Origin of the sequence: Pseudoalteromonas sp. SCSIO 43201 (assembly GCF_023716725.1) — a bacterium.
Classification (GTDB): domain Bacteria; phylum Pseudomonadota; class Gammaproteobacteria; order Enterobacterales; family Alteromonadaceae; genus Pseudoalteromonas; species Pseudoalteromonas peptidolytica.
In genome coordinates this window covers 410,412-424,596 of record NZ_CP072684.1, presented here as the reverse complement: position 1 = coordinate 424,596, position 14,185 = coordinate 410,412, and the positions used below count along the sequence as shown (strand labels likewise).

Below are 14,185 nucleotides of genomic sequence, written 5' to 3'. Positions count from 1 at the left end.
TTCTGTTGTGGACACTTTTCGGTTATGCTGAGTACCCCTCGTTTTATTTGGATATGATTGATGGACTTTAGATCTGACACAGTTACGCTACCGACGCCTGAGATGAAGCAAAGCATGTTTGATGCAGCACTTGGTGACGATGTTTATGGCGACGATCCGACGGTAAATACCCTAGAGCAATTTGCGGCTGAGCGTCATGGGTTTGAAGCTGCGCTATTTACCTCTTCTGGCACGCAAGCAAACCTTCTGGCGTTAATGAGTCATTGTGAAAGAGGTGACGAATATTTATGTGGCCAACAGGCGCATAATTATAGGTTTGAAGCGGGTGGTGCGGCAGTGCTTGGCTCAATCCAACCACAACCTCTAGAAAATGAGGCTGATGGTAGTATTTGTCTAGAACGGATCAAACAAGCTATCAAGCCCAACGATTTTCACTTTGCTAATACCAAGCTACTCAGTTTAGAAAATACCATTGGTGGTAAGGTACTTAGCCTTGAGTATCTAGCAAAGGCAAGAGCATTATGTGACGAACACGGATTAATGCTGCATTTAGATGGTGCTCGTGTGTATAACGCCGCTGTAGCACAAAATGTGGATATTAGAGAAATTGTCAAGCATTTTGATTCTTTTACGATTTGTCTCTCCAAAGGACTTGGTGCGCCAATTGGCTCTTTATTATTGGGTAATAAAGCATTTATCGAAAAAGCGCGTCGACTAAGAAAAATGCTGGGCGGTGGAATGCGTCAAGCAGGTATGCTTGCAGCGGCTGGCCTTTACGCGTTACAGCATCATGTAGAGCGCCTCAACGAAGATCATCAAAATGCACAATATTTAGCTGAAAAACTTGAACGAGTCCCGGGGTTTAAGCCATGTAAGCATACAGTACAGACAAACATTGTGTTTGTTGAAGTTGAGCCTCACATAGATTTATTCACTATCGCTGAGCAGTTAAAGAGAAAAGGGATAAACATCACTCCAGGCTACCAGGGGTGTAGATTGGTTACCCACTTGGGGATTGAGCAGGCGGATATCGATACATTTATTACTGAACTTTCACGCATTACTCAGGTTTAGTTTGAACAAATTTTCACAAATATCGTGTTGACTTTAGGAACGTGACTCACTATTTTCTGCGTTTTCACAAAGAGAATAAGTCAATGTCATCATTTTTAGTCAATACAACCGTTGGGGTTACTGCACTTTTTTGTAGTTTAAGTAGCTTAGCGAACCCTGTGGAGTTTTCAGTTGGAACAGGGTATCCGTTTTTTGGTCAACTTGAGGTGTCGGTTCCTCAAGCGCAAAGTCAGAGTAAATGGTATGGTAGTTATCGCATTGGACTTGATGATGGCTTATTGCTTGGTTATGAGCGTGCGGTATCAGCGAATAATAAACATGCTGTAGGTGTTGTTGCGGGCGCGCTTGGAGCGAGAGATGTCGGTCCGGCCTGTGAAGAAGATGATGATATTGTTTGTGGTATTTTTGAGCCAATTATTAACTTGTTTGATGATGAAACCACCAACGGTGTCGGCTTAAGTTACAGTTATTACTTTTCAAGCATTAACCAAAGGGGCTGGCATGTGAAGTTCATAGCAGGCTACGGCGAAAGTAGTGATTCGAATAAAAAGCGTGCGGATGGCAGTGTGGCGATAAGTTACCAATTCTAATGTAATGGCTCTAATTCAATATAAGCTCAGTGGTGGATAATTCCTGCTCTAGATATTTTTATGTCCTTTTAATGTAATTCACTTCCAATATTTGGCTATTGGAAGTGAATTACACGCTGTTATTGATAAGTTTGGCAGCAAGGAAGATATTAGTTATTCAACACTAAGGCTATTCAGCTTCACCTGTGAAGTGATTGGCATCACAGCTGGAAATGTATTTACTTGGGCGAAGCTATAAGGATAATAAAGGTTTAAGTTGTTGCTTAGCTTTAAGTCAATGTGCTCTATAGAGCCACGCTCATGACATGTGATTGCTGCCTCAAGCCTGGAAATAGTTTTATTCATTTTTAACTTTTTTTCTTTATTTCCTTGATTGTTAATTAATTCATCTATTAAAAGTATATATTTAATAGGGTAGTAGTTATATAGAGAATAACTTACGGGGTTATACCTCGTTAGTTCTAATGGTTGGTCGCCATTATTATCAAACTGAACGTCAAATCTATTTTTTAAAGTATGATTGCAAATAAGTGCTACACATCTTTCCTCATTCAAAAATAATAAAATATAAGATAATAGGACATCAACCCAACTTCCGCGGTTATTCTTTCTTGCAACTTCAGTAAGACCACTCTTGGAATTTAGGATCCACGCTGCGAATGCTTTTAGCCATAATTTGAAGCCGTGCAGGGTATCGGTGTCCAACTTATCGTTAAGTAGTGCACAAGCCTCGATCGCAAGTAACAGCCAGCGAGAGTCAATGATCCCCAACCCATACTGATTACCAGTCCATGGCATAATTTGTGCGAACTCCATGTGAGGATTCATGGCTGTTTCACCATCAATAAACCAAGTGTTTATTTGCGCTTGGATATATTCAATCTTTTGTTGCTCTGGAGCATCACAATAAGACAAAGCAACGAGATGTAGTCTTGCACATACCTGCGCCAATTTTGGCTTATCAGATATACTCGCCAAAAATGGGTTTGATCTACTATCTCTATGCTGTACCGTTTCTTTACTTTTTATTAAAGGGTTTGTGTTTTCATTAACGTAGTAATAAGGGGCGAAGGATAAATAATCTTTTGTACACCCACTTGGCGGATCGACATCTTTTTTAGTGATAGAGATTACACCAAGGTTAACCGCTTGGTTAGCAAGCTGGTGAAGCTCAGTGTTATCCGCGTTACTGAGTGTAGTTTTATATTTTGATGTAAGGTGAGAAAAATACCTATGGAGGTTAGTTGTGTCTTCAACTTCAATTTTTTTTACAACATCTCTTACAGTTTTCCGGTAATTAAAAATAAGTTTAGATATTGATAGGTTAGTTATTATCTTTATGTTTTCTTTCACGATATTTTCTCATAAATCTTATTTTTGTGCATGATAACTCATAAAACCCTTTTGCAGGTACATTTTCTAGCTAAACTTTAAAAGTTAACAGGCGAACCCACTGTCTTTAAGGAGAAAATGAGTAGGCGTCATCGCAAAGGCACATGAAACCAGTGACTAAAGATGAAGGTTAGGTGTATGTGGTGGGGTTACATAATTGTGGATTTACACATAACGATGGGTCTCGTTGCAGGTAAAAACACTGAGCTATGTTGTTACACCAACTGACCGAGTCAATTGGTGTAACCCTTATCCTGATACTTGGTTTATCAGAACTTGTATTTTACGTTGGCGCTAACGGTACGACGTTGCCCATAGAAACAGTCGCCTCGATACAAACAACTGGTGATGACCGTTTTGTCACTCACATTATCGATTTGTAGACTGAACTGATACTGGTCAATATCATAGCCAATCATCATGTCAATGAGGTTGAAATTATCAGTGACTAATTGCTCATGTAGTGTTTGGCCGTTAAGGACGATTGTACGACTACCATCATATGTTTCACCTACATGTCGAACACCTGCACCAAACTTAAGCCCTGGAAGTAGGTTGTCTGCTCTATACGTTGCCCAAATAGATGCAAGGTGTTTAGGAGTTGCTGAAAGCGGAGCATCATCAGTGATAAGTGTTCTCAAGTCTTGTGCTGCAAATAGCTCCATGCTGGAAAGTGGTGTGATATCTTGCTCGGTATCAGAATAAGAGTATGCAGCATATACATCAAGGTGCTGCCACTCAAGTTGAGCTTCTAACTCAAACCCTTTCACCTCTATCTCACCGTCTTGCACTTCAAATTCAGGAGACACTTTGCGAACTTGGTTTTTATCTTTTATTTCAAATATTGATGCTGTAATTAAGTGCTCAGTGCCTGCTGGTTGATATTTCAAGCCAAGTTCAACTTGCTCACCTTCTAGTGGCTTGTAGGCACCACCTTGCGCTTTTTGACCAAATACAGCTTTGAATGACTCCGAGTAACTTGCGTATGGAGCTAAGCCATTCTCGAACTGGTATAACACACCAATTCGCCCTGTAGTCGCAGTTTGGCTATTTTTATTTGCGCCTTCAGTTTGTAGCTGATTTGACACATCATCATAGCGAAGTGCTGCATTGAGTACCCAATTGTTTACTTCAGCCGTGACTTGAGCGTAAGCGCCCAGCTGTTTATTATTTAGAGTGTTTTCAGGGTTATCTACTACCGCCGTTGGTAACTCTGTACTTAAGCCATAAACAGGGTTATACAAGTCTAACGGTGCTGCAACTCCACGGCCACGATCTGAGTCGGTATCAGCATTTTGATAATCTACACCTGATACCATAGTGAGTTTTAACGCATCTAGCTCTAAGTATTTATGGAACTGCAGATCCATGGTTAAGCTACGCGCGCTTGAATCTGTGAGGCTAGCAATACGATTTACAGTACGTTTATCCGCTTCAAATTTAGGTGGCCAAGAGTAAATGGTGCGATATTCAGCGGTACTGTCGCTATATCGGCCAGAAAATTTAATGTGGGTGTCTAAATCAAAACTGTGTTCGATAATCGCTGTGATGGCTTGTTGCTCAGTATCATATTTATCCCAGCCTGGTTCGCTGACAAAGCGCTCACTTGGAATTTGACCGTATTTTGCAGGTAATATAGTGCCTTCGTGTGGAAAGAATTGGGTAGACGAACCTGACTCATTACGCTGTAAGTTGGCCAGCACGGTGACTTTAGTTTCATCTGACGCAAGCCAGGTAAAACTTGGAGCCAGCATAAGTGTGTTGTCGTCAACGTAATCCGTCTGTGTGCCACTGTCACGATACATAGCTACGGCGCGAGCTTGATATTCCTGTTGTTCACCAAATGTAGTGTTATAGTCAATGGCTAGTTGCTTGCGCTCATAGTTACCAACTTGTGCCCAAATTTCACCGCCGGTATCTGCATTTGGCAGCTTAGATACTGCGTTTACAATTCCGCCGGTAGAGCCCTGACCATATAGAACAGAAGAGGGGCCTTTTAGGATCTCGACACTTTCAAGTGCGTATGGGTTTGTTCGAGTATTGTTGTAGTTGCCGAACAGTTTTTGTAACCCATCTACATACAGTAGGGGATCAACGCCACGAATTTTTGACCAGTCACCACGTGTGTCAACACCATAAGGACCGTTATAAACACCAGCAACATACCCAATTGCGTCCTGTAACGTTTCAGCACCTAAGTCTGAGATACGTTGTGCGGTCAAAACAGAGACAGAAACAGGTGTTTTGATAATTGGAACCGCTGTTTTTGAAGCCGTAGCACTAACGTACGAAATCAGTCCTCTTGGACTAACTTCAATGATTTCAATGTCCTCTTGGGTTGTTTTACTCTGCTCTTGAGCGGTTACTGAGCATGATAAGGCAAGAGCAACGCTGGCGAAAAGCGTCGGGTATTTATGTTTGAATGAGCGCATGATTAATCCCTATAAACTTAATTTTTGCAAATGATATTGTAGATGATAGTGATTATCAATAGTGTTGTTCCGTATTTTGCAAATGTTACAATAAATTATCTTTCTATTAATATCATGCGCTTAGACATTTCTATTGTGAGTTAGAAATGCTTGTACGCTTGCTTGCGCAGCGTTTAGAGCAATACTTCACTTCTTCCCAGTTCTGTCTCCATTTCTTTCGCCATAAGAAAGGACGGTTGCAAACTGGGCATATCTTCTGAGGTAAATGTGGTTTTTTATGTGCCATCTAGCGTTTTCGATATTCATTTGAGGTTTGGATAAGGCATTAATTATCCGAATTCCAGGTTTATACCAATTATCTTAATTAAGTGGTCTATTTTGAAGCGAGAAAATCTTATCGATAACTCCGCTACCAACAAGGTACCGATATCCCTATAGGCAAGGCAAAAAAACTTGCTATTTAGTTGTTCTAAATAAGAAACTTTCAACGTAGTTAGCGTCAGAGTTACTCCTTCAAATTGAGTAAGTATCAAGGCTAATTGGTATCATTACGTAAACTAACACAGGCCCGATCGAAAAAAGCCCCTTTGCTTGTGCAAAAAGGGGCTTCAGAAAGGAAACTATTACAACCTACATGGTTTAGATGAGCGCATAACCCCCTTTGAGGTGCCCGATATTATTAAAGCCTAAGCGGGCTAGGGCTTGTGCAGCGGCTTGGGAGCGACTACCACTACGACACACTAAAACCAGCGGCTGTGCTTTGTTATGGCTATGCTTACCAACAAAATCGGTTAAACGTGTAAGTGGAACATTTTGATCAAACGCACGGTTGTGGTTAAGTGCATACTCATGTGGTTCACGAATGTCTATCAGTAATAGGTTTTGGTTATTCGCTATCTGTGTTTCTAACTCCGTGGCCGTATATTCTTGCAGGGTAAATGTGTCTTTACCGCAAACTGCTGCACCACACATGATTTCAGTACCCGTCTCATCATTGATGTCAGCATCAATAAGTCTCTTTGCTTTGGCAAACTCTGTTGCTGAAAGTTCACCTTGTATGACTTGATTTAGTATTGAATTTCTAGACATTTCAGCGCTGAGTGTCGTTGTAAATTCATTATTATAATCATGGCTTGGGCATAACAAGGTCTCTTCAGTGATTACTTCGGCGAGCGCTTGGATACTGTTGTACATTGCGTCATTGGAGCTGGTGGTAAAATTCGTTCTACCCAATGCTCCCATCAAAATTAAGTCTCCGCAAAATACATACTTTATCACCAGTTTTGCTGGCAGTTGTTCCAATAGAATGTAAGAAACACTGTCGGCGGTGTGTCCTGGGGTGGGCAATAAAGCAAGCTGATAACGTCCAAAAGATAGACTCGCGAGTTGTTGGCCATTATATTCAATTGTCTCTGTTTGAGGTGGCCATCCAAGGTGGTCGCTCGCAGTTGCTGCTAGCGAAAAGGCGACTCTGCTTGATTCGTGATCTGCATGGCCATGAGTATCTAAAACTGCAAGCAGGGTAAGCTGTTGGCATTCTAAAATGGTTTTTAGGCGCTCAACCAGCTCTGGTAACGGGTCTATAATGATTGCGACTTTTGACTGTTTATCGGCAAACAACCAACAACAAGCGCCACCGATTTTAAATTGTACCAGACCATCGAGTGATTCTTTGTTACTTATCTCATTGCTGGCTTGCATTAAACAACTGTGACCCAAAGCTTGAGCACAGTGACCAATACGTTCACATGCAGCATCGATTTCTGCTTGAGTGGTAGCAGGACCAAAAGACATGCGAATAGCAGATTCACTTTGCCATGCCGGCAGTCCCATCGCATCGAGAACAAAACTTCGCGTTACCTTTGAGCTACAGGCTGAGCCTGAGCTAACTCGGATATTTGCGGCATCAAATAAGTCCATAATTTCTTTTGAACTAAAGCCTGGTATCGCAAAGTTTAATGTGGTCGGTACACTATTTGTGAATTGGTTATTAAACACGATAGTAGGAAATGCTTGTTTTAGTGTTTTTGCCAATTGGTTGCGATATTGGCGGAGTGTTTCTACGTCAACAAACTCGCTGTTACCCTCTTTTAATAGCTCATCAAAAATAACGTTAAGTGCAGCTAAACCAGGCAGATTTTCCGTGCCAGACCTAAGTCCACTTTCTTGACCGCCACCAGCAATAAAGGGGGTAAGTGGTGCATTGTCTCGTATATAGACAAAGCCAATACCTTTAGGAGCGTAAAGTTTATGGCCACTAAAAGGTGCGTAATCAATAGTTGTTTGGGCAAGATTTAACTTACGTTTACCTAATGCTTGAACACAGTCAACCATCCAAAAAACAGTAGCATGGTTTGTTCTTATCACCGCCTCTAACTCAGCGAGATCTTGATATACACCTGTTTCGTTATTGACTGCCATGGTACAAATCATCAAAGCGTTAGGCACTTCTTTGGCAATGAAATCTTGGTCTAGGCGACCATGACCATCGACGGGAATGGCTTTAACCTCAGCATTGATTTCAAGTATTTTATTCCAATGTTTTAATGACTCTGGAACCGCTTTATGTTCCGTTGCACCATACAGTAAGGTGTATTGCTGCTTTGGCTTCATTTGCTTCTTTGCTGCGCAAAGAGCCGACAAGATACCTGTTTGGATCCCTTCTGTCGCGCCACTGGTAAAAATAACGCGGCCGTTACCTGAACCCAGCACTGTGCGTGCTTTTTGGCGAGTCTGCTCCATCAATTGCTTTGCTTGTAATCCCGTAATATGACTACTACTTGGATTTCCAAACATGGTCTTCATGGTCATCAATGCGGCATCTGCTGCTCGTTCTAACACTGGTGTTGTCGCATTAGCATCTAGGTAGATTTGAGATAACTGAGTTTCTTGTGTCATGACTGTGCCTTAAGGTATAAGCAAATTACCCATATAACAAAAAGTAATAAGTAATTATTTATAGTTATAGTAAGGCAGATACGCGCGGGATTCAACTATTGTTGGTGGGTTTCTTCATTTCAAAATATAGTACGGTTAATGTAAAATTAATTTGAAAAATATGTTTTCATCGTGTTTAATTGCGTTCACTTAATAGGTATTTTTTAAAATCACCTTTTGGTAAGGAATTAACCTCTTATTTATAGACGGAAATATCATGCTTCAACGAATAGCAAGACCAACAATGTGGCCGCTGTTTTTTACCTTGGGAGTATATGCCACGCTCATTTGGATCCAGGGCTTTTATCAAGCCTTGGGGCAAATCGTTAGCGAATCGAGCATCGCGTTAACCATGGCAATAGGTTCTTTTGTTGCGGGTGGCACAGCACTGGGTGGTGGAGCTGTGGCATTTCCTGTGATGACAAAACTATTAAATATCGACCCTGCAACTGCCAAAGTATTTTCTCTCGCTATCCAAAGCTTCGGTATGACCGCGGCGACTATCACTATTTTTTGCCGTCGCATCCCAGTCTATAAGAACGTGATCATCATGGCCTTACCTATGGCAGGCATAGGTGTAACGCTAAGTTTGTTTTTTATTGCGCCGTTTGCGCCACGGCTCCTTGTGAAATCTATTTTTAGCTTTTTATTACTCTGCTTTGCGTTGACTCTGGTGCTTAGGTGGTGGCGTAAAGCCCACCATCAACCAAGCAGTGAATTTATTCAGCCAAAGATGGTAAGGTTTATGATAGTGGCCTTCATCGGTGGAGTTGCCAGTGGCCTTGTTGGCTCAGGTGCAGATATCGCTCTTTTTGCATTGTTAGTAATTGCTTATAACGCCGACGTTAAAAAAGCGACGGCAACATCTGTCGTTGTCATGACTTTTACCTCCCTTGTAGGAAGCAGTATCAATGCCTGGCATCTCAATACTATTACCGCAGAGATAAACAGCTATTTGCTTGCAGCTATCCCGATTGTCGTAGTCGGGGCGCCGTTAGGTGCTTATGTATGTTCTAAAGTTAAGGTTGGGCATTTGGTGAGCTTTTTGCTTATCTTAATTGCTTTGGAAGTGAGCTTTACCTGCTATGAGTTATATCCAACGTTACGTAATTGGTATTAAATAACTTTTTCCCAGAATACTAGTAAGCAAGCTAAGCGCGACGACCAAAAAACACTTGGGAGAGCAAAGCACAGATGGCTGATTTCGTGCCATCAGCCGATGAGTGGCGATACCTGCGTAACATGTTACTTATATTGATGTAATTTGAGAGGAAAAGCCAATTACGTGATACCTAAACTTTTCACCATACACTGTGGTTGTCAAAGAAGGGTGAAAACGAGAGCCAAATTCATCCTGTGTTTCAATTTTAAGTGAAGGCTTTGAATGTAAATCCCCTGAACTGCGGATTATTCATGTCTTTCTGGCAACCAGTTTTAGTGCTAATTGCGTTGAATTCACTCCCGATAGCCTGCGATTGGCGCGTAAATTCGCTTTGCCTACTACAGGATTTAGGTACCTTAACGAGAGCAGGACGCGTGAGCGATGTTTCCCCTAAAACTCTGATGTTTCCCCTAAAACTCTATGGCTAGACAAGGAAAAACCAAGTTGTGCTCTAGCAACAATAAGTTAGAACATTTGTTATCCAAACCTCAGGTCAAATAAACCATACGAGTGACTTACTTGATCCATCTCTATTATGAAATAGATACAGATTAATTACATGGATATCTATTTGTTTACTCAATTCTATTTGTTGCAAAAAACATTACAAATATAAAATGTAAATGATAGTTGTTATCATTGCGATTGTTTTGATAAACTCCACTCCCTCAGAATAAATAATTTATGAAATGGAAATAGTTTTCTATTTCTCTAATACTAATTTGCTTAATACGTAACCTCTTTTTAGGTGATGAAACTTTATCGATAACCAGTTGAAAAATCTCTGTTTAGTTTTCTAAACAGGTAAAGTTTAACTTGATTGGTGGCAGAACCACGCGCTGAAGTTATTTAAGTATTAAGTCAACATAGTATCAGGCCCAATTGCGTAGTTTGGAGTTCTAATATGCAAATCTCTCGCTCATCAGCGCTATCTGCATCTTGTATTGCAGTTAAGTTGGCACTTATAGGCGCCAGTTCATCAGCACTTGCTGCTGATGACATTGAACGAATTAGTGTTTATGGCAAACATAACAAAATAATTCTACAGTCAGGTACTGCGACTAAATCAAACATGGATCTAATGCAAACTCCCGCAGCTGTTGTGGTTGTGGATAAAGAACTATTGGATTCACAAAGTGCAGCTACGCTTCAAGAAGCATTACGTAATGTCAGTGGTTTATCACAAGCCGGTAATAACTATGGTATCGGTGACTCGCTAACGGTTCGTGGTTTGGGCGTAAACTATACTTATGATGGTATGTACGGTGGTGCAGACTTGGGTAATAGCTTCAACCCAACACGTTCACTGACTAACATCGAAAGCATTGAAGTGTTGAAAGGCCCTGCAACTGGTTTGTATGGTATTGGTGCTGCTGGAGGCGTGGTTAACTTAGTCGAGAAAAAACCACAGTTTGAGCGAGCGCTTGAGATCAGCGGTAAAGTTGGTGCGTGGAATACGTATGGCATCGGTGTAGATTTTACCGATGCAATTACAGATAAGTTAGCATTTCGCGTAGTTGCCAATCACGAGCGTAGTGATGGGTATAGAGATCTTGAGTCTGGTCGTGATGAGGTGTACGCGAGTTTAAGGTTTGATCCAAACAGTGATCATTCTTTATTACTATCTACAGCCTTTATTGATGATACACAGCAGGTTGACTCGATTGGTGATCCAGTTCGTATTATTAACTGGGATAGTATCGATGGTGCACCAGGCCTAGTAACTGCTGATCAGTTACCCAATGACAGCAATTATATAGTCGATGCTGAAAAGTGGCTTGGTCAGCAACTCACTGATGAGCAGCGAGCTCAGTTAGCAGCATCTATTTTAGCATCTGATGGCCTAAAGCCGTTCGACCTTGGTGATGGCAATCTGATTTCACCACTCTCTCGTCCAAATGAAGGTGAAGAGTTACGTGTTAAATTACGCCATGACTGGTATTTAAATCGCAACTCAAAACTGACTCAACAAGTATTATGGCGTAGCTATGATTCAGATTTTGTACGTCAAACAGGTGCTTATAACTATGTTTACTGGGAACGCAGAGCCAAGTATAACGATGAGTACTACGATATTATCAATGCAGCACCAAGAGCACCTTTAGTTGTTGATGGTGAGCTGTATCCGTATTCCGCTCGTCGACAAGAGTATCGTCGTCAGGTTGCAAGTGAGAAAACGTGGCAATATTTTGCTGATTTGCAATTAACATGGGATATGGACTCGATTAGTGGTGAGCACTTAGTGAGTGTCAACTATGAAAATCGTGATATGCGATTACAAAGCTGGTCTGCCTATGACGCTGATGGCAAAGGCTCTGTTCCTTACATTTTAGATATTCGCAATCCAAACTGGCCAACAGGTACTTTTGAGGATTACGCGCCATCGCTTCGTAGTAACTATGACAAAACCCTTACAGCATACGGGATTAGTGCACAAGAAGTGGTTTATATTACTTCTGCGCTAACTGCTCGAGCGGGTCTTGCCTATACTTCAGTTGAGCAGAAGTATCAACATTTAGGTACTGATCGCTCACCTGAAGAAGGTAAAGAGTTAGATACTGATGATGCTGGAATGACATTCAATGTTGGCCTCAACTACCAGGTAATGCCGCAACTTTCTACATTTATAAATGTGGCGAAAGGTCGTACTGCGTACAGCGTATTGGGCAGCCTTCAGGACGAAGCAGATGCAAACCGTAAGAATAGACCTGACTCAGAGTCTGAAACACTTGATATTGGTATGCGTTTTACAGCGTTTGATGAAGACTTACTTGGCTCACTTGTATGGTTTGAAACAAAACGTACTAACCTGATGTACGCGAATCCTGAGTATAATGATACACCGGGTGATGATTATAATGTCAGTGTTCCTCGGTATTTCTTCGATGATGAAGATGAGTCACAAGGTGTCGAGCTTGATTTGAATTTAGCACTAAATGAACGAATTAGTGTGAATGTTAACGCGACTTATCAAGATGCGGTTGAAATTCGCTCTGATACGCGTTCTGGCCAGAAGAAAGGGATCCCGAAAAAATTTGCGAGTACTTGGATAAAGTATACGCAACCTGTTGGGTTACTTAACGGTGCTTTCGAATATAGTGTTGGTGTTAACTATGAAAGTGAGAGAACCATAAACTCAGTTTCATTTGGTTTACCAACAGCAACGATAGATGGTTATACTCGTTGGGATGCTGCGGTTAAGTTTGATGCTGAACACTTTAATGTTCAACTAAACCTAGAAAACTTAACGGATGAACGTTACTACAGCAAAGCTATGTTCCTCGGTGGCATGCCAGGTAACGAGCGAAATGCTAAATTGAGCTTTAACTACAAGTTCTAAGCTTACTGGTAAAAAGAGGAAGTATGCTTCCTCTTTTTTTCGGGTGTTCATAATAACTGCTCGCGTCGCTCGACTTGCCGCCTAGTAATCTAAGCAAAAGTCGAGCAACAATGAATAAAGCGCACTTGGGTGAACCCGAAGGGCTGTGGGTTTAGGTGACTTTGCAGGAACGCAAAGTCTTTATCGCCTGGCTCACATAGAATAACCATGCGACAAAGGCTCTGTCTTATATAAATACCAATTGAACTGCTGTAAAAACATACTTGGAAGGTTAACTGGCTCTAATTGGTATAACAAACGACGTTTAGTTTAAATAACAGCTAATACGTGTTAACAGCTCGCAGGGCTGAGTATCTCGAACATCATTTAAATATTCTTCAATTACAGGTATGTCTGCCGCTTCAAAGTGACTGTTTGGTAACCATTGGCCAAATAGATACTCATACGGAGTTTCTAGAGAAGCATAATCCCCTTGATGCAATAAGGTTGCCGTTCTCCCTTTAGGAAGTGAAAATATGCTAAACTCTGACGGTAGTGGCGTGGGAAGTTCAGGTACTAAAATAGTTGCCATCGCTCTTAATTGTTGTGTCTCTATTGTTTGTGGATCGTCAAAATATATCCCAAAAAAGCGTGTATTTTCACTTAAAAGTCCATGCTGCTGAGCGAGCATGTTTAACTTCTCAAACGCTTGACCTATTTGCATATAATCACCACTGTGCTCTAGGCCAATTAGAGACATTGCCTCAGTGTTATCAATTTCTACAGTAAACATATTGGAGTCCTCTTCAGCATTCATAATATAAAAATCCGCAGCACAGTAACGTGCTTTGGCTTGTTCTTGCTGGCGAAATTGGCTGGGAGATTGCTTATATCGTTGAGAAAACGCGCGGCTAAATGCTTCTATGCTGGCATAGCCGGTGAGTTTCGCCACTTTTGCAATCGGATTTTGAGTTCGAATTAACATACCAGCTGCAAATTGCAGACGCATTCTTCTTACTGTAACGTTAATCGTTTCCCCAGCGATTGAGCGATAAACACGATGGAAGTGGTAGCTAGACATATGGCATTGTTCGGCCAGTGTTATTACGTCCAACTCGCTATCAATATTGTTATAGATGTAATCAATAACCTGATTTAAGCGATGGATGTAATGGGATAACGTTGATGCCTTAGTTGTCATAAGATACTTCTTCATATGTTTATTTCAGCCAGTGAAAGCTTCCCCCTCTCACATAGGTGGAGAAGCTATGAATGATAA

General features: G+C 41.3%; 9 protein-coding genes. 4 read left to right on the top strand and 5 right to left on the bottom strand.

The window, feature by feature from the left end; all coding sequences use genetic code 11:
- The first annotated feature begins 60 nt into the window (after window positions 1–60).
- On the top strand, window positions 61–1,074 hold the full coding sequence (gene ltaE / locus J8Z24_RS18665; RefSeq protein ID WP_147390036.1) for a low-specificity L-threonine aldolase: 1,014 nt from the start codon (window positions 61–63) through the stop codon (window positions 1,072–1,074).
- Window positions 1,075–1,157: 83 nt separating this feature from the next.
- Complete coding sequence (locus J8Z24_RS18660) at window positions 1,158–1,664, top strand: hypothetical protein (protein ID WP_176032072.1); 507 nt, start codon at window positions 1,158–1,160, stop codon at window positions 1,662–1,664.
- 153 nt (window positions 1,665–1,817) lie between these two features.
- Here the strand turns inward: J8Z24_RS18660 and J8Z24_RS18655 are convergent, their stop codons facing one another.
- From J8Z24_RS18655 to J8Z24_RS18640, 4 genes are all read right to left on the bottom strand, one after another.
- Window positions 1,818–3,017, bottom strand: coding sequence for an alginate lyase family protein (locus tag J8Z24_RS18655; protein ID WP_176032073.1), 1,200 nt, complete (start codon window positions 3,015–3,017; stop codon window positions 1,818–1,820).
- Window positions 3,018–3,325: 308 nt separating this feature from the next.
- Window positions 3,326–5,488 (bottom strand): TonB-dependent siderophore receptor, encoded by a 2,163-nt coding sequence (locus tag J8Z24_RS18650; protein WP_176032074.1) that lies wholly within the window; start codon window positions 5,486–5,488, stop codon window positions 3,326–3,328.
- A 130-nt stretch (window positions 5,489–5,618) separates the two neighbouring features.
- Window positions 5,619–5,774, bottom strand: coding sequence for a DUF2256 domain-containing protein (locus tag J8Z24_RS18645; protein WP_147390032.1), 156 nt, complete (start codon window positions 5,772–5,774; stop codon window positions 5,619–5,621).
- A 353-nt stretch (window positions 5,775–6,127) separates the two neighbouring features.
- The gene (locus J8Z24_RS18640) at window positions 6,128–8,386 is read right to left on the bottom strand and encodes an aminotransferase class V-fold PLP-dependent enzyme (RefSeq protein ID WP_252095976.1); all 2,259 of its coding nucleotides are present in this window, start codon (window positions 8,384–8,386) and stop codon (window positions 6,128–6,130) included.
- 256 nt (window positions 8,387–8,642) lie between these two features.
- Between J8Z24_RS18640 and J8Z24_RS18635 the strand changes: the two genes are divergently transcribed.
- Entirely contained in the window at window positions 8,643–9,545 is a 903-nt protein-coding gene (locus J8Z24_RS18635; RefSeq protein ID WP_176032076.1) for a sulfite exporter TauE/SafE family protein, read from the top strand.
- A 946-nt stretch (window positions 9,546–10,491) separates the two neighbouring features.
- Complete coding sequence (locus tag J8Z24_RS18630) at window positions 10,492–12,927, top strand: TonB-dependent receptor (RefSeq protein ID WP_176032077.1); 2,436 nt, start codon at window positions 10,492–10,494, stop codon at window positions 12,925–12,927.
- A gap of 304 nt (window positions 12,928–13,231) precedes the next feature.
- On the opposite strand, the gene J8Z24_RS18625 is transcribed toward J8Z24_RS18630, so the two are convergent.
- Complete coding sequence (locus J8Z24_RS18625; protein WP_176032078.1) at window positions 13,232–14,107, bottom strand: AraC family transcriptional regulator; 876 nt, start codon at window positions 14,105–14,107, stop codon at window positions 13,232–13,234.
- Window positions 14,108–14,185: the final 78 nt, after the last annotated feature.

Coding starts and splice junctions, on each gene's coding strand:
- ltaE (WP_147390036.1), top strand. CDS start 61: ATGGACTTTAGATCTGACACAGTTACGCTACCGACGCCTGAGATGAAG.
- J8Z24_RS18660 (WP_176032072.1), top strand. CDS start 1,158: ATGTCATCATTTTTAGTCAATACAACCGTTGGGGTTACTGCACTTTTT.
- J8Z24_RS18650 (WP_176032074.1), bottom strand. CDS start 5,488: ATGCGCTCATTCAAACATAAATACCCGACGCTTTTCGCCAGCGTTGCT.
- J8Z24_RS18645 (WP_147390032.1), bottom strand. CDS start 5,774: ATGGCACATAAAAAACCACATTTACCTCAGAAGATATGCCCAGTTTGC.
- J8Z24_RS18640 (WP_252095976.1), bottom strand. CDS start 8,386: ATGACACAAGAAACTCAGTTATCTCAAATCTACCTAGATGCTAATGCG.
- J8Z24_RS18635 (WP_176032076.1), top strand. CDS start 8,643: ATGCTTCAACGAATAGCAAGACCAACAATGTGGCCGCTGTTTTTTACC.
- J8Z24_RS18630 (WP_176032077.1), top strand. CDS start 10,492: ATGCAAATCTCTCGCTCATCAGCGCTATCTGCATCTTGTATTGCAGTT.
- J8Z24_RS18625 (WP_176032078.1), bottom strand. CDS start 14,107: ATGACAACTAAGGCATCAACGTTATCCCATTACATCCATCGCTTAAAT.